This window comes from Mycolicibacter sinensis (assembly GCF_001667375.1).
Taxonomy (GTDB): domain Bacteria; phylum Actinomycetota; class Actinomycetes; order Mycobacteriales; family Mycobacteriaceae; genus Mycobacterium; species Mycobacterium sinense_A.
This window is the reverse complement of the sequence record NZ_LZIN01000058.1, coordinates 39962-60531: the sequence shown is the minus strand read 5'-3', so window position 1 is coordinate 60531 and position 20570 is coordinate 39962. Positions and strand designations below refer to the sequence as shown.

The following is a 20570-nucleotide window of genomic DNA, read 5'->3' as shown; positions in this document are numbered from 1 at the left end:
GCCCCCGCCACAGGGCGGGGGCCGACCGATCTGAGCGGGTTTAGGCCGGGATCTCCACCCCGAATGCGGCGGCGATGTCCGCCAAGTCGAAACCGGCCGCATCCGCGCCGCCGGGCGCACCGCCGTCATCGAAGATGTCGGTGGGGATCAGCGGCAGGCTGCCTCCGGTCAGCGGCGGCAGCGCCGGCGGCGGAGTACCGCCGTTCTTGCCGTCCCAGGCCCAGGGGCTGACGCCCTTACCACCGTCGAGCAGGCCGGCCACCGTCTGGCTCCAGGCCTCCCAGGCCGCAATCGGGCCGACGGGCTGCCCGGCGAGCTCGATGGTGAGTCCCGGCAAGATGCTGGTTCCCAGGGTCAGGCCGAGAGCGTTGAACATCGAGCCGCCGACCGCTTGAATCGAGTGCACCACGTTGCCGCTGGAGTCGAAGAGCTCGTAGGCGTGCTGGCCCACGCTGCCGGTGGTGAACAACCCGCCGAGCGCGAACTCCAGATGGCTGATGGTGGTGCCCTCCGGCAGGAAGCCGGAGTCGGCGATCAGCGGCAGCAGGCTGTCGAGGTTGAGCGTGGCGCCGTTGAAGTAGGCGCCGACCATATTGGCCATGGTCTCGTTGAGGCCATCGCCGTCACTGATGCTGTTCATCAGCGCAACCCACGGGCTCAGCGAGGGCCCCAGCATGCCCATGATCATCGCGCTGGCCGGCGATGCCATGAAGTTGACGATCGGCGTCACCAACTCCGGGTCGACGTCAGCCGGCAGGAACTGCGGCAGCAACTGCAGGATCAGGTCGTGGCCGAAGAAGAGGGTGCTCAGGTCGGATGCGTTCACGGTGTGCAGCGTGGTGGCATCGATGGTGCTCTGGCCGGCGTCCCACAGGGTGTAGGCATCATTGACCGCCTTGAGATCCTCCTGCATCTGCATGGTGATCGCAGCCAGCTTGGTGGGGTCGTCGGCCAGCTGCTGCGCGTAGTCGGTCAGGTTGGCGATGATCTGCTGCAGCCCGACTCCGGGGGCCAGGTAGAAGTTGTTGGCGAGCACGGTGGCGTTCTCGGCCGCAATGTTGTACTGCGCCAGCCACGGCGCCATGAAATCGCCGAACACGCTGCCGTCGGCGGTCAGGGCCACGTCGCGCACCGCCGAGAGGCTGGACGCCGGCGTTGCCACCGGGGTGACCGCGAGGAAGCTGGCCCCGAGGATCGCGACGCCGGCGGTCGCGTAGGGCTTGAGAGCTGATTGCAAGGCCGTCTCCTTAGTTTCGGTTTTTGAGTACTTGTCGAAGGGAGCCCGCCACGGTCGTCGGGTCAGGGATGGCCCGACGACCGTGGCCGGTCTCAGCTACCGGGCTGGCCGTCGCTGCCGCCGGTGCCGGCACTGCCGTTGGTGGCGCCGCCGGTACCGGTGCCGCCCTGTCCAGCCGCCCCGCCGGACCCGCCGGGACCGGTGGGCGCCCCGCCGTTGCCGCCGTCGGCGCCGTCGCCGCCGTCGCCGCCGGTGTTGCCGACACCCTGGGCGGTGCCGCCCTTGCCGCCGCCGCCACCGGACCCGCCCGAACCGCCGGACCCGGCCGAACCGTCGCTGCCGGCGGTGCCGCTGGTGCTGGCGCCGCCGGCGCCGGCCACACCACCGGTACCGCCGTTGCCGCCGCCGGCGCCGTTGCCGCCGTCGAGACCGTCGCCGGCCTTGCTGGTGCCGCCATTGCCACCGTCTCCGCCGGAACCGCCCTGGCCACCGGTGCCGCCGGAACCGCCCAGGCCGCCGGGACCGGCGTCGGAGGTGCCACCGGCGCCGCCCTTGCCGCCCGCTCCGCCGTTGCCGCCGGTCTGGCCGTCGGTGCCGGCCGCGTTCGGGGCACTGGCGCCGTCGGTGCCGGCTCCGCCGTTGCCGCCGGCGCCGCCGGTGCCGCCGTAGCCGCCACCGCCATCATTGCCCTGGTTACCGGCGGTGACGGTGGTGCTGGCACCGCCGTCGCCGCCGTGTCCGGCCGCGCCACCGACCCCGCCGTTGCCGGCGTTCCCGCCGTTCAGGCCTTTGCCGCTGGCGTCGACGCCGCCGGTGCCGCCGGCGCCACCGGTGCCGCCCCGGCCGCCGCTGCCGCCCCAGCCGCCGTTGCCGGCAGTGCCGGTGCCCGAAGTGCCGCCGTTGCCGCCGTTGCCGCCGACGCCACCCTTGCCGCCGTCGGTGCCGTTGCCGCCGGCCGCGTTGGCCGACGTGGAACCGTCCTTGCCGGCCGCCCCGTTGCCGCCGCCGCCGCCGTCGCCGCCCTTGCCGCCGTTACCGTCCAGCGCGCTGTTGCCGGCCGCGCCCGCGTTGCCGCTGGTGCTGGCGCCGCCCGCACCGGCTGAACCGGCCGTGCCGCCGGCCCCGCCGTCGCCACCGTTGCCGCCGGCCAGGCCGTTGCCCTGCGCGTCGGTGCCGCCGACGCCACCGCGGCCACCGTTACCGCCGCCGCCGCCGGACCCGGCGTTGCCGCCCTGGCCGCCGTCACCGGAGACCGCGGTGCCACCGGCGCCGCCGTCGCCGCCGGCCCCGCCGGCCTGGCCGTCGCCACCGTCGCCACCGACTTCCGGCTTGCCCTCGCCGGTGAGCAGATCGAGAGCGCTGACGCCCTCGATGCCGACACCGCCGATTCCGCCGGTACCACCGTTACCGCCGTTACCGCCGTCACCGGTGCCGGTGGCCGCGCCGCCGAGTCCACCCTTGCCGCCGTCACCGCCGCCTTCGCCGCCGGTGCCGCCGTTACCGCCGTTACCGCCATCGACCGCGCCGCCACCGGTGCCGCCGGCCCCACCGGCACCGCCGTTACCTCCGGGGTCGCCGTTGCCGTAGGTCGCGTTGAAGCCGGTTCCGCCGAGGCCGCCGTTACCGCCGTTACCGGCGTGTTCACTGCCGGCGGCCAGGCCGAAGGGATTACCGGCCTCGATCGCCGTGCCGGCGCTGTTGCCGCCGGCCCCACCGGCACCGCCGGTGCCGCCGGCACCGCCGGTGCCGCCGGCACCGCCGGTACCGCCGTTCCCGCCGATCGCGGTGCCGTGACCACCGGCCCCGCCGGCACCGCCATCGCCGCCGGGCGGAGTGCTCCCGCCGAGACTGGTCTGCTGGCCCGAACCGCCGCTGCCGCCCGCGCCACCGTTCCCGCCGATGCTCACTCCGGTGGCCGCGCCATTGCCACCGGCACCGCCGTTGCCGCCGTCGGCAGCGATGCCGCCGCCGTTCGCCCAACCGCCGGTGCCGCCGTCGCCGCCCTGGCTGAACAGGGTGCCGCTGCCGTCGTCCCAGCCGGTGGCGTCTCCGCCGTTGCCGCCCTGGCCGGCGGTGCCCCCGGCCCCCAACTGGGAGTAGGAACCCCCGCCGCCGGTACCGCCGTTGCCGCCCTTGAGTGTGCCGGTGCCGCCGTCGCCCCCGTTGGCCCCTGAGCCACCGTTTCCGCTGGTGTAGGCGGAGCCCCCGCCGCCGCCGTAGCCGCCGTTGCCGCCGATGGTCTGGATAGCGTCGTCGTCGGTGGCGCCGTTGCCGCCCGCACCGCCGGAACCGCCAGCGCCGCCGTTGCCAGTGGCGCTGCTGCCGCCGTACCCACCGCTGCCGCCGTTGCCCGCTACACCCAGGATCCCGGCCGCACCGGTGGCATCGCCGCCGGCCCCGCCATTGCCGGCGGCGCCACCGGCGTTACTGCCAGTCGCGCTGCCGCCGCCGCCGGCGTCGCCGCCGTTGCCGCCACTGATGCCGGTACCGCCGTGGCCGCCGTCGCCGCCGGCGCCGGTGATCGAGCCATCGGCACCGGCGCCGCCGCGGCCGGCGTTGCCGCCGTTGCCGTGGTAGCCGCCCGCGTCCTTGAATCCGTCGCCGCCGTCGCCGCCGGTAGCACCATCACGGCCGGCGCCATCTGCGCCGGCGGAGCCATAGTTGCCGTCGAACTTCACCCCGCCGACGCCGCCGGCCCCGCCGCTGCCGGCGGCGCCGCCGTTGCCACCGTTGACGTTGATGGCAGTGCCTTCGGCTCCATCGCCGCCGTTACCCGCGGTGCCGCCGGCCCCGGCTTTACCGCCGTTGCCGAAGGTGTAGCCACTGCGGCCGCCGTCGCCGCCGGTACCGCCGTTGCCGCCGGCTCCGCCGTTTCCGTTGCCGCCGTTGAGGAAGGTGCCTGCCGCGCCGTTGCTGCCGTTGCCGCCGACACCGCCAGCACCTCCTTGACCGAAGAACCAGGCGGCCGCCGCACCGCCGTCGCCGCCGTCACCACCGCCGAAGCCGGCGGTGATGGCACTGCCGCCGGCCCCGCCGGCGCCACCGTTGCCCATGAAGGCGCCGCCGATCCCGCCCATGCCACCGTCCGCACCGGCACCGCCGTCACCACCGGCGCCGCCGTTGCCGAACCAGCCGGCGTCGCCGCCATCGCCGCCGGCGACCCCGGCCGCGTCGCTGTCCCAGCCCGCGCCGCCGTCGCCCAACCACAGCCCGGCGGCGCCGCCGTCAGGGTTGAGCGCCGTGCCGTCGATGCCGTTGCCGATTAAGTAGAGCCCGGCCATCTGGTTGATGGAGTTGTTGATCATCTCGCCGAAGTCGCTGGTGATCCAGGCCTGGATACCCATGTGCATCGGGGTGTAGAACCACTGGTCGATCAGGCTGGTCATGTCGAAGCCCAGCCCGTCGGCGGCGCCCGGGGCGAGCTCCAGCGCTGCCGTCGTGTCGGCCGGGGCGAACAACTCGTTGAACCAGCTGAAGTCGAACAGGTCCTCCAGGTCGGCCTGGGCCGGCGGCGCCGTCGCCAGCGGAGCCATCCCGAACGCCAGGAACGCGGCGACCGCGCTGCTGGCACCGATCGCCCGGTTACGGCGCTGCTGCCCGGCGTTGGCTTGCTGGCCACCCTGGCTGGTGCGGAGACGGCTCATGTATCAAAACCCTTCCTGTGAAAGTGGCAGGTTATTTTGCTCAGCGGAAAATAAGTCCGATCTGCGGTGGCGCCGCTCGTCCCGATCGCGACGGCGGGGCCGTGGGCACCGATGACGTGCGCAGATAGCGCCTGAACCGCAAGGCCCGGCTGTGATGCACGCAACGCTCCCGACATAGCTTCAATCTTCATCCGTCGGAAACCTGTGTAACAGGACAATTTTCCTCAGGCATGGATTATTGTTGTGAACATGCAGTACGCGGCCCGAGAAGTGCGTCAGCGCGGTGGCGTTCGGGTCTACGAGTACTCGCCGGACCCGCACATTCCGCCGGTGCTGCTGGCCCGGGCGGGGCGCGCGGCGCTCTCCGAACAGGGCCAGATTCACAACTTCCCGGCGCTGTGGTTCGACCGCCGGACCCGAGTCGCCTACGTCATCGCGATGGGCGTGATCATCGACCCGGGGCAGGTGGAATGCACCGAGGACGGGATCGCGGTGTTCTTCAACTCGACCGCGCTCGGCGACGACGGGGGGTCGCCCTGGCTGACCTGGCAGTCGCACCCGCTGCTCTGGTTGTTCCTGCACGAACACGACGGCGGATTGTTGCGCCTGGATCTGCCCGCGGAACGCCAGCCGATCATCAATACCACGCTCGAGTCGATGAAATCCGAGCTCAAAGGACGAGACGAGGGATTCCGCGAGGCGGCGCTGGCGCATCTGACGCTGCTGTTGACCGATCTCGCCCGGCTGGCCCGCGGCCCGCTCGGAGCCGCCCCCCGCGGCGGCGACCCGCTGCTGTCCAGCGTGTTCACCGTGATCGACCGGCGCTACCGCGAGCCGCTGTCACTGTCTGACGTGGCACGCGAACTCGCGGTCTCCCCGGGATATCTGACCACCGCGGTCCGCCGCAGCACCGGACGCACCGTCGTCGAATGGATCACCGAACGCCGGATGGGCGAGGCGCGCCGGCTGCTCACCGATACCCGCCTGCCGATCGCCGACATCGCCGGTCAGGTCGGGCTGCCCGACCCGGGCTACTTCACCAGGATCTTTCGCCAAGCACACGGCACCTCACCGAGTCACTGGCGAAACCAGCCCGCGGCGGCCTCGGACCGTCGGTAACGCTCTGGTATGTGTCGTAGATGCGAATCGGTGTGCAGCTGTCCTACTCAGGTGGATTCAAAGAGGCGGCCGAGCAGGTGGTCGAACTGGAGCGAGCCGGCATCGAGGTGGTCGCGGTCGCCGAGGCGTACTCCTTCGATGCGGTCAGTCAGCTGGGTTACCTGGCGGCCAAGACGTCGCGAGTCGAGCTGGTGTCCGGTGTCCTGCCCATCTACACCCGTACGCCGTCCCTGCTGGCGATGACGGCCGCGGGCCTGGACTTCGTCTCCGACGGCCGGTTCCGGCTGGGCATCGGCACCTCCGGGCCGCAAGTGGTGGAGGGCTTCCACGGGGTGCCGTTCGACGCCCCACTGGGGCGCACCCGCGAGGTGGTGGAGATCTGCCGAGCGGTGTGGCGCCGCGAACGGGTGAGCTATGCCGGCAAGCACTATCAGCTGCCGCTGCCGGGCGGCACCGGGCTGGGCAAGCCGTTGCAGCTGATCAATCATCCGGTGCGCGAGCGGATTCCGATCTCGATCGCTGCGTTGGGCCCGAAGAACGTCGCGCTGACCGCCGAGATCGCCGACGGTTGGCAGCCGGTGTTCTACTATCCCGAATGCGCCGCCGAGGTATGGGGTGAGGCGTTGAGGGCCGGCGCGGCCAAACGGGATCCGGCGCTGGGCCCGCTTGACGTGATGGCCGGAGTGTCGCTGGCCATCGGTGACGACGTCGAGGACCGGCTGGCGTGGGCGAAACCGCAACTGGCGCTCTACATCGGCGGGATGGGCGCGGTGGGCCGCAACTTCTACCACAATCTGGCCACCCGATACGGGTTCGGCGACGTGGCGGACCGCATCCAGGAGCTCTACCTGGCGGGGCGCAAGTCCGAGGCCATCAACGCCGTCCCCGACGACCTGGTGCGGCACACCTCGTTGATCGGCCCACGCGGATACGTCGCCGAGCGGCTCGCCGCGCTGGCCGAGGCTGGCGTGACGACGCTGCTGGCCGGCCCGCTGGCTGCGGAACCGGCTGAGGCGCTGCGCTACATGGAGGAGCTGCGCGCGTTGGCGCCCTGACCCGGTTCAAGTGGGTCGATTGTGGTCCACGACACCCCTCGGGCCAAGATGGGGCCATGGATTTCACGCCCACGGTGACGACGCCAATCGCAGAAACCCTCGTTGAGCTGCTACAACGCCAGGCCCACCGGTTCGGCGACAAGGTGGCGTTCAGCTTCTCCTACAACGGGGACGACGAGGGCCGCAGTGAGCTGTCCTTCCGCGAGCTGGATCTGCGGGCGCGCGCGATAGCGGCGAATCTGCAGCGCCACGACGTCGCCGGGGAGCGGGTCCTGGTGCTGGTGCGCCCGGGCCTGGACTTCATCGCCGGGTTCTTCGGCTGCCTGTACGCCGGCGCCGTCGCGGTGCCCGTGCACCAGAAGCTGGCGCCGCGCCTGCAGGTGGTCGTCCCCGACGCTGCGGCGAAGTTCGCGCTCACCGCCGGCGAGACCCAGCAGGCCACTCGCAGCGCGGTCGCCGGGATTCCCGGGGAACCGGAGCACTGGTTCTTCACCGACGCCGGCGCCGATCCCGACACCTGGGTCGCCCCCGACATCCGGGCCGACTCTCCGGCCGCCATTCAGTACACCTCGGGTTCGACCCGCTCACCCAAGGGTGTGCTGCTGTCCCACGGCAACGTACTGCACAACGTGGACGCCATCGCTCAGGCCTGGAACGGCGATGAGAACGCCAGGGGCGTCTTCTGGCTGCCGCCGCACCACGACCTGGGCCTGATCGGCGGGATTCTGTCGATGGTCTACCTCGGGGCGAGCACGGCGCTGATGTCGCCGACCGCGTTCATCAAACGTCCGATGCGGTGGCTGGAGCTGGTGTCCCGGCATCGTGGTGTGATCACCGCCGCACCGAACTTCGCCTATGACCGGTGTGTGGAAACCAGCACACCCGAAGAGCGTGCGGCACTGGACCTTTCCTGCATGACCGTCGCCATGAACGGCGCCGAGCCGGTGCGCGCCACGTCGCTGGCGGCGTTCGCCGATGCTTTCGCGCCGGCGGGTTTTCAGGTCTCGTCGTGCTACCCGGTGTACGGGCTGGCCGAGGCCACCCTGCAGGTGTCGGCCGGCTGTGCCACCGGGATGCCGGGGGTGCGCTACGTCCACCGGGTGGCGCTGGCCGAGGACCGCATCGTCGACATCGCACCCGACGATCCGGCCGCCGCGACGTTCGTGGGTTGCGGTCAGCCGCGCCAATCCGACGTCGCCATCGTCGACCCGGTGACCCACCAGCCCTGCGGGCCCGACGAGGTCGGCGAGATCTGGGTCGCCGGGCCCAATGTCGCCCTGGGCTACTGGAACAGGCCCGAGGAGACCGCGGCGACGTTCGGAGCGCGGCTGGCCGCGCCGGGGGACCCTGACCGGGGACCGTTTTTGCGTACCGGCGATTACGGGTTCCTCTGCGCCGGTGAGCTTTTCATCACCGGGCGCTGCAAGGACCTGATCGTCGTCGACGGGCACCGTTACTACCCCAACGACATCGAGTTCACCGTCCAGCAGTGCGACCCGGTGTTGGTGTCCGGCCGGGGCGCGGCGTTCGCCACCGACGCCCCACCGGGCGGCGTCGAGCAGCTGGTCGTCGTCCACGAAGTCGACAGTGCGCGAGCCGGCGAGACCGACCTGAATGAGGTTATCGACCGGATCCGAACCGCAATCGCCACCCACCACGGCATCGCGACCGACGCGGTAGTGCTGGTACACCACGTGTCGCTGCCGACTACGTCGAGCGGCAAGATCCAGCGCGGTCAGTCCCGCCAGCAGTTCATCGACGGTGCGCTGGCGGTGGTCGCCGAATGGCGGCGCAACCCGGCCGACGAGATGTCGCTGGAGCAGCTGGAGGCGGCCGCCAAAATCGCTTCGGCACTGCAGACCTGGGGAGCCCGCCAGGGCTGAGGTGGGTTCAGCGGGGGCCCAGCGGGTTGATCCAGCGCAGGCCGGGGAATCGCTGAAAGTCGGTGTCGGCGGAGGCGAGTTCGACGCCGTGTTCCATCGCCAGGGCGGCCAGTTGGGCATCGGGCACCAGGTTGCCGGTGACATCGACCTGTGCGCAGATCCTGGCGTAAACCTGAGCGGTGGATTCGGTCGCAGGCGGGATCCACACCACGGGCACCGCCAGCCAATCTGCGATATAGCTCCATGATTCGGATGCGCTCAACGGATTGTCGGTCACCCGGGGGTGAGTGACAATCCGCAGGAACGCGCCGATCGTCTGCCACGGCAAACCGATCCGGTTGGGGCCGCGCAGCGTTGCCGCCAGCCACGCCGCAGCTGCCTGGTTGTGCCTGCTGTCCTCATCGACGGCGTACAGCAGGAGGTTCGCATCGACGATCATCGGTCGTCATCGAGTAGGTCGAGCACATCGGCCACGCTGGTGACGTCGACCTTCAGTCCGATCCGTGCCGTGCGATGCCGGTAGGGAGCCGCGGGGGCACTGGCCTGCGCGGCCATGCCGCGGCGCGCGAGCAGGTTCAGCGCCTCGCTGACACCCAATCCCTCACGCCGAAGCCGTTCGACCTCGGCAGCGACATCACTGTCGATCACCACGGTTGTCCTCACATCGAGCATCATACGCCCGGTGCATCACGATGCGAGTGCCTAAGCATGTGCATGCTTACCAGCTTGTTCACTGCCCCACCTGCGGCAACTCCTGGGCGGCGATCTCGCAGGGGGTTTTGGGCGGACTGTCGGCCAGCGGCTGGGGCGCTGGCCCGGACGTCGGCTCGTTCTCGGTTTCCCCCGCTTCGACCGCTGGGGCGACTTGTTCGGAAGCGAGTTCGGATTCTCCGCCGGTCGGCTCTGGTTCCGGCCCGGTTTCGTCGGCCAGTTCGGCGTCGACGGGATCGTCGGCGGCGGCATCATCATCGTCCGCGGGCTCAGCCTCGGAGTCATCGTGGTCCTCCGGGCCATGCTCGTCAGCCTCCGGCGTGTCCTCGAACGGGTCGTCGAACGGCTCGCCGAGCCCGGCATCACCGAACGCGTCGGCCAGCCGCGGAATCAGCCCGCCCAGTCCACCAAGACCACCGAGCCCGCTGCCACCGGCCGGCAGCCCGCCCGACGGCAAGCCCAGATCGCCAGGCACGCCGAGGCCGGCCGGCAAACCCGGATCGACAGGCAGGTCCTCGAATGCTGCGGTGGGTTCGGGCGCGGCGGCGCCCGGCCGATCGCCCGCCGCCGCCGGTGCGTCTGCCGAGGGCAAATCTGCCGCAATGGGGGCGATGGCCGCCGGGGCGGCCGGTGCCGGGTCGTCGGGCGGGCGCTCTGGCCCGAGGTCACCCGGAATCGCGAAGAGCACCCCCGCCCCGACGTCAGCCGCCGCGGTCGCGCTGCGGTAGGCCGCCGCAGCCCCGTCCCGGACCGGCCGCACGGCCGATGCCCACACGCCCCGAACGTTGTTGTCCACGTGGGGCATCACCTGCTTCTCGATGACCTCGGTGGCGTGCTCGTCGGCGGCACCGGAATCCACCGCGTGCGCGGCGGCCAGCCATGCCGGACGCTGGGCGCCGACCGCCTCGTCGATGGCCAGCACCGCGGCCACCTTGCTATCGACCAGCCGCCACAGCTCGTCGCGCAGCACCGCACATCCGGTGGCGGACGCCCGCAGCCGGGCCGTCAACTGCGCACCGGCATCACAGTGCCGGCGCAGGAACACCGCGGCGGCCTCAGCCCCGGGACCGCGCCAGGCCGTGGCGAACTCGCCGAGTTGCGCGCGCTGCTGGCGCACCGCATCGTCGGCCGTATCGGCCAGCGCTCCCAGCGCGGCGCAGTCGGCGTCGAGCAGCCGCAGGTCCAGGCCGGCTTCGCTGTCGTAGCAGTCGGCGAGCTGCCCGTCGTAGCCGGTGAGCTCGGGATGGCGATAACCGAGCCGATGGCAAGCTGACACGTAGGTTTGATTGTGCGCCAACGCCTCTCGACCCTCGGCGAGCCGCCCGGCCACGTCGTATTGCTGCGCCACCTCAACCGACCCGATCCGCCGCGGAGGTTTCGGCGTGTTCGTAGCGCACCAGTCCTCCTCGCAAAGCCGCCGCGATCTCGGTGTTGGCCCGCGACCAGCGCGTCAGCTCGCTCGCCCAGCCGTCCAGCGCGCGGCGCATCTCCTCCCCCGCCGCGACGTGGTCGCGCCCAGCGACGCGACCGTCGAACGCCAATCCGCCCAGCCGGATTCGGATGGCGGTATCGATATCGGCCGCGGTGGCTTCAAAGCAGTCCGCCACGGAGTGCAGCGCGGCGACGTCGAGGTAAAGCTGTTGTCGTCCCATATGGGTATGACGGTGCGGGCGCTGCAGCGGTTCCCGGCAATTCCACACCGCCTCATGCGGTGCTAGCGCCGAGGCTACCGTTTTCGAAAAGGTCTCACCCCACCTGATCGGAGACAACAGTGACGGGTGAGACGCCCGCGGCAAGGATCAGCGGCTGCGTACCGTTTCGGCGACACCGAGCGCGATCTGGCGCGCGGTGTCCTCGTCGGCCGCTTCCACCATCACTCGAATCAGCGGCTCGGTGCCGGAGGGCCGCAACAGAATTCGTCCGGTCTCGCCGAGCTCCTCCTCGGCGCGCTGCAGTGCGGTGCGCACCGCCAGCCGGCTCATCGCGGCAGCCTTGTCGGTGACTTCGACGTTGATCAGCACCTGCGGCAGCGTGCGCATCGCCGAGGCCAAACCGGCCAGCGGGATGCCGGTCTGCGCCATCCGCGCCATCAGGCGCAGGCCGGTGACGATGCCGTCGCCGGTGGTGGCAACTTGGGGCAGCACGATGTGACCGGACTGTTCACCGCCGAGGGTGAAACCGCCGGCCCGAAGCTGCTCGAGCACGTAGCGGTCGCCGACGTCGGTGGTGCGCACCTCGATGCCCGCCTCACGCATCGCCAGGTGCAGGCCGAGGTTGCTCATCACCGTCGTGACCAGCGTGTCGCCGGCCAGTTCACCGGCGTCGCGCATGGCCAGCGCCAGCACGACCATGATGGCGTCGCCGTCGACCACCTGACCGGCGGCATCCACGGCCAGGCACCGGTCGGCGTCGCCGTCGTGGGCCAGGCCCAGATCCGCGCCGTGCGCGAGCACCGCCTCCCGCAACGGTTCCAGGTGCGTCGAGCCGCAGCCGTCGTTGATGTTGAGCCCGTCGGGATCGGCGTTGATCGCGATCACGGTGGCACCGGCGGCCCGGTAGGCCCGCGGCGCCGCATGGAACGCTGCGCCGTGGGCGCAGTCCACCACCACGGTCAGCCCGTCCAGCCGGGTGCGGTGGGTTTCGCCGAGGTGGCGCAGGTAGCAGTCCAGGGCGTCCTTGGCGTCCACCACCCGGCCCAGCTCGGCGCCGACCGGTCGCAGCCCCGGCCCGGCGGCGACCAGATCCTCGATCTGGTCCTCGGTGGCGTCGTCGAGTTTGTGGCCGCCCGGGCCGAAGAACTTGATGCCGTTGTCGGGCATCGGGTTGTGCGACGCGGAGATCATCACCCCGAAGTCCGCTTCATAAGCACTGGTCAGGTAGGCCACCGCGGGTGTGGGCAGCACACCGGTCCGCAGTGCGTCGACGCCTTGGCTGGTCAGCCCGGCGATGACCGCGGCTTCCAGCATCTCGCCGCTGGCCCGCGGGTCGCGACCCACGACGGCAACCCGACGCTCGGTGCCGGTGGACAGCCGCTGGGCCGCCGCACTGCCCAGCGCCATGGCCAGTTCCGCGGTCAATTCGCGGTTGGCCACCCCACGGACGCCGTCGGTGCCGAAAAGTCGACCCATAACTATCCTTTATCGCCGCGAGCGTGCGTGTTCCCGGTCCGACACGCCGGTGTAGGACCGTTTCCACGCACGCTCGCTGCCAGAACGATCAGCGCTTGCTGTACTGAGGCGCCTTGCGGGCCTTCTTCAGGCCGTACTTCTTGCGCTCGGTGGCCCGCGGGTCACGGGTCAAGAAGCCGGCCTTCTTCAGCGCCGGCCGGTCCTCCGGCTGCACCAGGATCAGGGCGCGTGCCAGGGCCAGCCGCAGCGCGCCGGCCTGCCCGGAGGGGCCGCCGCCGTCGAGGTGGGCGTAGACGTCGAAGCTTTCTAGCCGGTCCACGGTGACCAGCGGAGCCTTGATGAGCTGCTGGTGCACCTTGTTCGGGAAGTAGGCCTCCAGGGTCCGCCCGTCCAGGTTGAACTTGCCGGTGCCGGGCACCAGGCGCACCCGCACCACGGCCTCCTTGCGGCGACCGACGGTCTGGATGGGACGTCCCAGGTCGTGCGGCTCGTAGCTCGGCGCGGCCTCCGCCTGCGTCTCTATGGTCTCCTCGACCTCAACCGTCTCGGTGGGCTCAGTGGGCTCAGTGGGCTCAATGGCCTCGGTGCCCTCGATTGCCGTCTCGGTCATTGCGTCACCTGCTTGATTTCGTACGGGACCGGCTGCTGGGCGGTGTGCGGATGCACCGGCCCGGCGTAGACGTGCAGCTTGCGCTGAATCTGACGCCCCAGCTTGGTGTGCGGGATCATCCCGAGGATCGCCTTCTCCACGACACGGTCGGGACGGGTCTCCATCAGCTCACCGATGCTGCGCTTGCGCAGCCCGCCCGGGTAGCCCGAGTGGCGGTAGGCCATTTTCTTCTGCAGTTTGTTGCCGCTGATGGCGACCTTGTCAGCGTTGATGATGATGACGAAGTCACCACCGTCGACATTCGGCGTGAACGTCGGCTTGTGCTTGCCGCGCAGCAGATTTGCTGCCGCAACGGCGAGCCGGCCGAGCACCACGTCGGTGGCGTCGATGACGTACCACGACCGCGTGGTGTCACCCGCCTTCGGCGTATAGGTGGGCACAGCGCTTACCTCTCGTAATTCGGGTTGCTACCCGGTTGTGCGGATCCCGGAGCGGGCCGGGTGCCGGTCCAGCGTGAGCGGCGGGGTGGTTCTCGGCGACCGACAGTGACCCGAGGACCCGCTGTGCCAGGACGGCACCGCACGCCAACGCAGCAGCTTACCGGCGGGTATCCGGGCAGGTCAAAACGGGGCAGTGGACCGTTGTGCGGTGCGCGTGACAGGACGACGCCGCACGACGGAGTCATCTTCGGCAATCAGTGTCAGTGCGACCTTCGGGTCGGCTGCCGCGAGACGGTCGAACGTGATGTCGGCGCGGCGCTGTTGCTCGTCGACGGTCGGGGCACCGACCGTGACCCACAATTCACCGTCATACGGCTCGTCGGGCATAGTGACAACGAAGTCGTAGCCCGTCGCGCGGTACCACCGAACATTGCGGCCCTGCGTCCACACGCCCCCCGGGCCGAATGCCTTCTCGATCAGCTGCGCCAGCTCTTCGGTGGTGTCCACACCGACATCGAGCAGGTCGTGCCGCAGCTCCGTAGCCATCGCGTGTCACCACCTTCCTCGTTGCCAGTCATAGCGGTCGCCGATCACCCGAGCTTACGTCAGAACGCCGAGGTCAATAAGTTGCTGGACCAGGTCAGACATGGTGTCGGGACTGATCCGCGATTGCTTCGCATTGACGAACACTCGTGTCGCATGCGCTTCTTGCAGTCGTTTGCCGAAACCTTGAACACCAGCTCCGATGCTGGTCTTGATTTCGGCAAGCACGCCGTCGACGACCAGGTCAGGCGGAGGTTGACCGGTTTTGGCGGGCGGGACGTGGCTGACGTTCCGGTCCTCAGACACCAGCAGCCGAGCGACAAACCGTTCGCTGTCATCGAGTTTTCCAACACGTTCGTCAAGGTGTGCTGGATAGCCGAGTTCCGCCCGGTACCGGTGAAGCATCCGCGCCTGATCGAGAACGCTGGCCAACGCGACGGACTCGTCGCGAAGCCGGCGCCGCACAAGTTCGTCCAGGCGACGTTCCATCGCTCGTTCTTGAGGGTCACGCGAAAGTCCCGATATCTCGTCACGACCGGGATGGTCCTCCCTTACCAACAGTCCACCTCGACTCGGTGAGCCGGTGTGGCCCCGACGGCTCTCCTCCATCGGGGCCACACCGTTACCCGGGGGTGGTCTCTCCTACCGCCCCCAAGTTCCCGCCGCGCGCCGGTCGGCGTCGGCGACGTCAGCCGCGCCGTCGCGCACCGCGCTACCCAAGGCGAACAGGATCTGGTTGAGTGCGTCCACGGCCTGCTGCCATCGCAGCTGCTCGGCGTGGTAGGCACCGGCCGCCTCCCGGGTCCACACCTGCTGCAGCGGTGCGATCTGCGACCGCAGCTGTTCCAGCGCGCCGTTGAGCCGGCTGGCCGTGGAGTGGATCTCCTGACGGACGGCGTATTCGATTTCCTCGAAGTTGTACGACAATGCCGCGGCCATGACTGACCGCCCCTCAGATACCGTCGCCGGCGGCGGCGATGTGGTGCGAGTGGGTCTCGGCCACCTCCCGCAACGCGCGCTCATTGTGGCGAATGGTCTCGGCAATGCGCGCCAGCGCGTGATGCAAGCTCAGCGATTCGGTGTTCCAGCGGTCCAGGACATCCTGGAACCGGGCTGCTGCCATTCCCGACCAGACCGACGGCGGCACGGCCCGCATCCGGCCGACGAACGCTTGCAGCATTCCCCGGATCTCCTCGTTGCGGGCGTCGGTGGCCGCCGCGACAGCGAGCATGACGTCGAAGTCGGCGCTGAGTGTGTTGGATGGGCTCACATCTCCCCCGTATCGGTTGTTGGTTGTTATGTAGTTCGACGGCGGCGGGGCGCATTCGGTTCCGGTCAATCAGCCCGCCGGAGGAACACCCAGCGCGTGCGCCGAGCGCACCGCCTGCTCGCACACCGGGAGCAGGACATCGCCGTCGCCTGGTCCGCTCTGGCAGCCGATGCCGATCCGCACCGCACGGTCGACCAGCACCGTCCAGTCGACGTGATGGTCGGCGCGAATCTCGCGGTAGGTCACCGCGGGCCGGCCCGCGCTGCTACCGGCCGGGTCGAAGCCGACGAACACTCCGGGCGCCTCGGCCTCGGCGAGTTTCATGGCCAGCTGCAGGGGTTCGGCGATGTCGGCCAGGGTTTCGCCGACGGCCGGCGCCTGCGTAACGTGCAGCATCAGCTGTGGCTCGTTCGGGGACACCACCTCCATCCGGGCCGATCCGGGCCCGGCGGTGACCCGGCGCAGCGACCAGCCCGCCGGCACCTCCACCGTCACCCGGCCCTCGATCAGATTGGTCACCGTCGTTCCCTCCAGGGGCGGGGCACGGTGGACTCCTAGACCCAGTGCGACGACACCCACCGCCACCAGGACGGCCGGCGCGAGCCGTCGACGGCGGTCGGGGCGGGCCGGGGCCGGCTCCGGCGTCGCGGCGGGTTCGACGGCCTGAACCGTCGGCAGCGCGTCGAGCACCGTCACCTGCGCTGTGTCCCTGAGCTTTTCGGCGATCAGATCGGCCAAGACGCCGGCCCCGCCCACCGCGGCGGCCGCGTCGATCAGCACCGCAGCGCCGCGATCCGGGACCGCCTCCCGCACCCGGTGCGCCACCGCCGCGGCCACCTCGCCGGGTGAGCCAACCCGCGGCTCGGCGGTGATTCCGGCGGCAGTGACAGCGACCAATTGAGTGGCGATCTCCACGACCGCCGCAGCCGCGAAGGTGTCCGCCAGCAGGCGTGCGCGGGACCGCGTGACGACCTCGGCCGCCAGGCCGCGCGCGGCCGCGCTGACCAGTTCGACCCGCCGGGCCGGCCACCACGACGGGTGGATGATCTCGATCGCCTCGGCGGCCGCCGGGCAGGCCAGCACACTGCGCAGCAGCTCCGCCACCTCGACCGGCTCCCCCTCGACCAGCGCGAACGGCTCATCGATCCACTCCCCCAGGGCCCCCGCGGCATCAGATGATTCGCCAGCGCCGCAACACAACCGGCGGACGGTCGCCGGGCCGACCTCGATGACGGCGCGGTGCGTCACGGTTCCCAGGCCACCTGGATCGGCCGCTCGCCGCCGGAGCGGGTGACCAGGGTGCCGCGCCCGGGCGGCAGTGGGCTCGGCCGCACCGAACCGATCAGCGGGGTGTCGGCGGGGTCGCCGCTCATCACCAGGCCCATCGCGCCCAGGTCGTGCAGTGCGGCCAGCACCGGCTCGTACATCGACCGCGCCGCCCCGCCGCTGCGGCGCGCCACCACCAGGTGCAGTCCGAGATCGCCTGCCTGAGGCAGGTATTCCAGCAGCGGTGTCAGCGGGTTGCCGGCGGCGGTGGCCACCAGGTCGTAGTCGTCGACCAGGACATACAGCTCCGGGCCGCGCCACCATGACCGGTCGCGCAGTTGCTGCGGGCTGACGTCCGGCCCGGGCATCCGCCCGGCGACACGCTCGATCACCGCCGGTAGCAGCGCTGAGCACGCTGCGGCCGACATCGCGTAGCCGGCCAGATGGCCGGTGTCGACGACCCCGAGCAGGCTGCGCCGGTAGTCGACCACCAGCAGCTGCGCCTGCTCGGGGGTGTGCGTGCGCACCAGTTCTCGGCACAATGTGCGCAACACGGTGGACTTACCGCACTCGTTGTCGCCCAGGATCAGCAGGTGCGGTTGCCGCGTGAAATCGACTGTGACGGGTCCGCGTTCGTCGGCTCCCAGCACCGGCTGGCCACCGGCGGAGACAACCAGTTCAGCTCGCTCGACCAGCTCCGGCAGCAGCGGAATCGGCGGCACCGACTTTCCGTTGTCTTGCACTGGTTCCCAGTCCTGCGGGAGCGCGACCAGCATGTGCAGACCCTCCGGTGTCAGGCCGCGACCGGGCCGGTCACGGGGTACCCGGTGGGCTTGGCGCCGGTCCAGCTCGGATTCGGCCGGATCTCCCAGCCGCAGCTCGATGCGGGTACCAATCAGATCGCGCAATGCGGGCCGCACTTCGGCCCACCGCGACGCCGAGAGCACCACGTGCACCCGAAAGGACAGGCCGCGACCGGCCAGAGCGGTGATCGCTGACTCCACATCGAACTCGTGGCACAGGCCCGCCCACCCGTCGATCACCAGGAACACGTCGCGGGCCGGGCCGCCGTCGCAAGCACCGCCGGCCGCCTCCCTCCGTTGCACGATCGCCTCCATCTCGGCGATCGTGCGCCGCACCAGGTCGGGCTGGCCACGACCGGCCACCGACCCCACCTGCGGCAGCCAACCCAGCTCGGAGAGGGTGCCGCCTCCGAAGTCCAAGCAGTAGAAGCCCACTCGGGTCGCGTCGTGAGTCCCACTCAGCGCGGCGATCAGCGTGGCCAGTGTCGTCGACTTACCGGACCGGGGCGCACCGACGACGGCGACGTGCCCGCCGGCGCCCTCGAGGTGGACCGACAGCGGGGTGCGCCGTTGCTCGAAGGGCCGGTCGACGATTCCGATCGGCACGCTCAGCGCGGGATTCTCGCCCTCGAGCAGCGCGCCCAGCGTCGGCGAGGCCCCCAACGGGGGCAACCACACCTGCCGGGCCGCCGGGCCGTGGCCGGAGATCCGCTGCAGGATCGCCTCGAGTACAGTGCGCCCGACCGCCGCGGGCACCTCTCCGGTCGGGCCGCTCGGCACCGCGGTGAACCACAACGCTTCGCGCGGAGCCGGCCGGGCAGCCGGACACCCGCCGGAGACGTAGGCCGCCTGGAACCGCGTCACCTCGCCGTCGGCGGTACGCAGGAACCCCGCCCCGGGAATGTTGGGCAACTCATGGGCGTCTGCCACCCCGAGCACCAGCCGGGACTCGGCGGCCGACACCGTCTTAAGGCACACCCGGTAAGACAGGTGCGATTCCAACCCTCGCAACCTGCCCTCCTCGAGGCGCTGGCTGGCCAGCAGCAGGTGAATCCCCAGCGAGCGCCCTAACCGGCCGATCGCGAGGAACGTGTCGATGAAATCGGGCTGTTGGTCGAGCAGTTCGGAGAATTCGTCGACGATCACGAGCAGCGCCGGCAGGGCCGGCAGCGCCATGCCTGAGGCCTGCCGGGCCTGGCCGTAGCTGCTGATGCCGGCAACGCCCGTGGCCCGCAGCAGTTCCTGGCGTCGGCGCATCTCACCGGCCAGCGCGTCACGCATCCGCTCCACCAGCGGCGCCTCATCGGCGAGATTGGTGATCACCGCGGCGATATGCCGGGTTTGCTCGAACCCGAGAAACGTTGCGCCCCCTTTGAAGTCGACCAGAACCAGATTCAGGTCCTCCGGTGAATGCCGGACCGTCATGCCCAGCACCAGGGTGCGCAGAAACTCCGATTTGCCCGAGCCGGTGGCGCCGATGCACAGCCCGTGCGGCCCGCTGCCCCGCTCGGCGGCCTCCTTGATGTCCAGCCGCACCACGTTTCCGTTCGGGTCGGTGCCGATCGGCACGCACAGCCGCTGCGACGGTGCGCCGGCCCAACCGCCGGCCGGCTCGTAGCGGTCGATATCGCCAATACCCAGCAACTGCGCCCAGTCCGCCGGCCTCCCGCCGCCGGCCGCGTTCGCTCGCTGGCCGGCCAGCCGCTGCGCGCATACCACCGCGTCGGCGATACCGAGGAAGTCAGGCCGGGCGCCCTCGGGGTCGCTCAGCGCCGTCGCGGTAACCGTGAGCCGTCGCGCGGTGCCGGCGGTACCGAACTCGGCCACCGAAAGGCCTTCGCCCGTGCTGTCGACGATCACCACCGCCCGTCGGCCGGCCAGCGCGGCTTCAGCGGCAGCCAAGCTGGGGCAAGTCAGCCGAAGCGGCCCGGTGGCGTCGGTATCCGACGGATGCTGATGGTGTGGAAGCCATTTCAGCCAGTCCCAGTGGTCGGGTGCATCGGTGACTGCAGCGATCCGCAGCACGTCCGGGCCGTGCAGCATCGCCAGCCGGCAGATCATCGCGCGCAGCAGGCCACGCGCCGCGTCGGCGTCGCCGTCCAGCAGCAGCGGCCCCGCGCCCAGCAGCGGCACCGTGATCGGCACCTCGGGCACCGTCGCGTGGGTCTCGAGGAAGCGCCGCAGCGCGGTGTCGGTGACCGGGTCGATGCGCCGCGCCGGATCGTGCGGCGGCGGGACCAGCCGGGTGGCCAGGCCGGTCGGACCGATCCCGACCCTGACGCAGCCGAAGTCCGCGTCGCCGGGCCGGCGCTCCCACATCCGGGCGCTGCCGGCCAGCATCCAGAGCGCATCCGGCTCCGGATGCGCCCACCACAGAAACGAGCGTTGACGGGCGGCGGTGTCGGTCACCGATTCACGCAGCGCGGCAAGGTAATCCAGGTAGCCCTCGCGGGCGTCGTCAATGTTCTTGGGCCCGCGGTTCCGTCCGGCCACCGTCGCGGCCACCGCGGAAGCCAGCATCATCAACGGCAGCATCGCGAACACCGGGCTGCGTGCCGCCGATGATCCCGAGCGGTAGACGACCGCGGTCATTGCCAGCATCCCCACTGCCATGACGGCGGGCAGCAGTCGGGCCAGCGGGACGTCCGAATCCGGAAGCGTCGCCGACGGCGGTGCGGCGACGGCGATTTCACCGTCCGGCGGTGCCGGCGGCGGGCCCGCAGTGCTTCCCAGCGCGGTCATCGGCACACCGTAGGCAGCGGGCGAAGGACCGGCAAGTCAGCTGTGGAAGAACGAAAACATTGCGGGCCCCCATCGCGCTACGGTGCGCGCAAGCGGAAGGCGCAAACGAGGAGGCTAGG

18 protein-coding genes are annotated in these 20570 nt (G+C 70.7%); 3 read left to right on the top strand and 15 right to left on the bottom strand.

Features of this window, described 5'->3' with window-relative positions; genetic code table 11:
- Positions 1-40: 40 nt before the first annotated feature.
- A complete protein-coding gene (gene gjpA, locus A5771_RS11750) occupies positions 41-1237 on the bottom strand; it encodes an outer membrane porin GjpA (RefSeq protein ID WP_064855392.1) in 1197 nt (398 codons plus the stop codon).
- A 92-nt stretch (positions 1238-1329) separates the two neighbouring features.
- Entirely contained in the window at positions 1330-4881 is a 3552-nt protein-coding gene (locus tag A5771_RS24320) for a PGRS repeat-containing protein (protein WP_064855391.1), read from the bottom strand.
- A gap of 249 nt (positions 4882-5130) precedes the next feature.
- On the opposite strand from A5771_RS24320, the gene A5771_RS11740 reads away from it, so the two are divergent.
- Genes A5771_RS11740 through A5771_RS11730 form a run of 3 tightly spaced genes read left to right on the top strand, consistent with a single transcriptional unit; the run spans position 5131 to position 8938 of the window.
- Positions 5131-6000: a helix-turn-helix transcriptional regulator gene (locus A5771_RS11740; RefSeq protein WP_064855396.1), complete on the top strand. Its 870-nt coding sequence runs from the start codon at positions 5131-5133 to the stop codon at positions 5998-6000.
- A gap of 20 nt (positions 6001-6020) precedes the next feature.
- A complete protein-coding gene (locus A5771_RS11735) occupies positions 6021-7055 on the top strand; it encodes an LLM class F420-dependent oxidoreductase (RefSeq protein WP_064855390.1) in 1035 nt (344 codons plus the stop codon).
- A 56-nt stretch (positions 7056-7111) separates the two neighbouring features.
- Positions 7112-8938 (top strand): fatty acyl-AMP ligase, encoded by a 1827-nt coding sequence (locus A5771_RS11730; RefSeq protein ID WP_064855389.1) that lies wholly within the window; start codon positions 7112-7114, stop codon positions 8936-8938.
- A 7-nt stretch (positions 8939-8945) separates the two neighbouring features.
- Here A5771_RS11730 and A5771_RS11725 read toward each other — a convergent pair whose 3' ends face one another.
- The 13 genes from A5771_RS11725 to eccCb form a co-directional block, all read right to left on the bottom strand.
- The gene (locus A5771_RS11725) at positions 8946-9377 is read right to left on the bottom strand and encodes a TA system VapC family ribonuclease toxin (RefSeq protein WP_064855388.1); all 432 of its coding nucleotides are present in this window, start codon (positions 9375-9377) and stop codon (positions 8946-8948) included.
- The gene (locus A5771_RS11720) at positions 9374-9610 is read right to left on the bottom strand and encodes a hypothetical protein (RefSeq protein WP_064855395.1); all 237 of its coding nucleotides are present in this window, start codon (positions 9608-9610) and stop codon (positions 9374-9376) included. The genes A5771_RS11725 and A5771_RS11720 overlap by 4 nt, the downstream gene beginning before the upstream one ends.
- Before the next feature lie 58 nt (positions 9611-9668).
- Positions 9669-10997, bottom strand: coding sequence for a hypothetical protein (locus A5771_RS11715; protein ID WP_064855387.1), 1329 nt, complete (start codon positions 10995-10997; stop codon positions 9669-9671).
- Between the two features lies 1 nt (position 10998).
- Complete coding sequence (locus A5771_RS11710; RefSeq protein ID WP_064855386.1) at positions 10999-11301, bottom strand: type VII secretion target; 303 nt, start codon at positions 11299-11301, stop codon at positions 10999-11001.
- Between the two features lie 147 nt (positions 11302-11448).
- Positions 11449-12777, bottom strand: a complete 1329-nt coding sequence (glmM, locus tag A5771_RS11705; RefSeq protein ID WP_064855385.1) for a phosphoglucosamine mutase — start codon at positions 12775-12777, stop codon at positions 11449-11451.
- An 88-nt stretch (positions 12778-12865) separates the two neighbouring features.
- On the bottom strand, positions 12866-13387 hold the full coding sequence (gene rpsI, locus A5771_RS11700) for a 30S ribosomal protein S9 (RefSeq protein ID WP_064855384.1): 522 nt from the start codon (positions 13385-13387) through the stop codon (positions 12866-12868).
- The gene (rplM, locus tag A5771_RS11695; RefSeq protein WP_064855383.1) at positions 13384-13827 is read right to left on the bottom strand and encodes a 50S ribosomal protein L13; all 444 of its coding nucleotides are present in this window, start codon (positions 13825-13827) and stop codon (positions 13384-13386) included. Before rplM ends, rpsI begins: the two co-directional genes overlap by 4 nt.
- A 180-nt stretch (positions 13828-14007) precedes the next feature.
- Entirely contained in the window at positions 14008-14373 is a 366-nt protein-coding gene (locus tag A5771_RS11690; RefSeq protein WP_064855382.1) for a hypothetical protein, read from the bottom strand.
- Between the two features lie 54 nt (positions 14374-14427).
- Positions 14428-14859 carry a hypothetical protein gene (locus A5771_RS23040; protein WP_131808911.1) on the bottom strand — a complete coding sequence of 144 codons (432 nt, stop codon included), beginning with the start codon at positions 14857-14859 and terminating at the stop codon, positions 14428-14430.
- 153 nt (positions 14860-15012) lie between these two features.
- A complete protein-coding gene (locus A5771_RS11680) occupies positions 15013-15309 on the bottom strand; it encodes a WXG100 family type VII secretion target (RefSeq protein WP_064855380.1) in 297 nt (98 codons plus the stop codon).
- A gap of 13 nt (positions 15310-15322) precedes the next feature.
- Positions 15323-15640 carry a WXG100 family type VII secretion target gene (locus tag A5771_RS11675; RefSeq protein ID WP_064855379.1) on the bottom strand — a complete coding sequence of 106 codons (318 nt, stop codon included), beginning with the start codon at positions 15638-15640 and terminating at the stop codon, positions 15323-15325.
- Positions 15641-15709: 69 nt separating this feature from the next.
- Positions 15710-16888, bottom strand: a complete 1179-nt coding sequence (locus A5771_RS11670) for a type VII secretion-associated protein (protein ID WP_064855378.1) — start codon at positions 16886-16888, stop codon at positions 15710-15712.
- Complete coding sequence (eccCb, locus tag A5771_RS11665) at positions 16885-20451, bottom strand: type VII secretion protein EccCb (RefSeq protein WP_064855377.1); 3567 nt, start codon at positions 20449-20451, stop codon at positions 16885-16887. Before eccCb ends, A5771_RS11670 begins: the two co-directional genes overlap by 4 nt.
- Positions 20452-20570 lie beyond the last annotated feature (119 nt).

Coding starts and splice junctions, on each gene's coding strand:
- A5771_RS24320 (WP_064855391.1), bottom strand. CDS start 4,881: ATGAGCCGTCTCCGCACCAGCCAGGGTGGCCAGCAAGCCAACGCCGGG.
- A5771_RS11740 (WP_064855396.1), top strand. CDS start 5,131: ATGCAGTACGCGGCCCGAGAAGTGCGTCAGCGCGGTGGCGTTCGGGTC.
- A5771_RS11735 (WP_064855390.1), top strand. CDS start 6,021: ATGCGAATCGGTGTGCAGCTGTCCTACTCAGGTGGATTCAAAGAGGCG.
- A5771_RS11730 (WP_064855389.1), top strand. CDS start 7,112: ATGGATTTCACGCCCACGGTGACGACGCCAATCGCAGAAACCCTCGTT.
- A5771_RS11725 (WP_064855388.1), bottom strand. CDS start 9,377: ATGATCGTCGATGCGAACCTCCTGCTGTACGCCGTCGATGAGGACAGC.
- A5771_RS11720 (WP_064855395.1), bottom strand. CDS start 9,610: ATGCTCGATGTGAGGACAACCGTGGTGATCGACAGTGATGTCGCTGCC.
- A5771_RS11710 (WP_064855386.1), bottom strand. CDS start 11,301: ATGGGACGACAACAGCTTTACCTCGACGTCGCCGCGCTGCACTCCGTG.
- glmM (WP_064855385.1), bottom strand. CDS start 12,777: ATGGGTCGACTTTTCGGCACCGACGGCGTCCGTGGGGTGGCCAACCGC.
- rpsI (WP_064855384.1), bottom strand. CDS start 13,387: ATGACCGAGACGGCAATCGAGGGCACCGAGGCCATTGAGCCCACTGAG.
- A5771_RS11690 (WP_064855382.1), bottom strand. CDS start 14,373: ATGGCTACGGAGCTGCGGCACGACCTGCTCGATGTCGGTGTGGACACC.
- A5771_RS23040 (WP_131808911.1), bottom strand. CDS start 14,859: ATGGAACGTCGCCTGGACGAACTTGTGCGGCGCCGGCTTCGCGACGAG.
- A5771_RS11680 (WP_064855380.1), bottom strand. CDS start 15,309: ATGGCCGCGGCATTGTCGTACAACTTCGAGGAAATCGAATACGCCGTC.
- eccCb (WP_064855377.1), bottom strand. CDS start 20,451: ATGACCGCGCTGGGAAGCACTGCGGGCCCGCCGCCGGCACCGCCGGAC.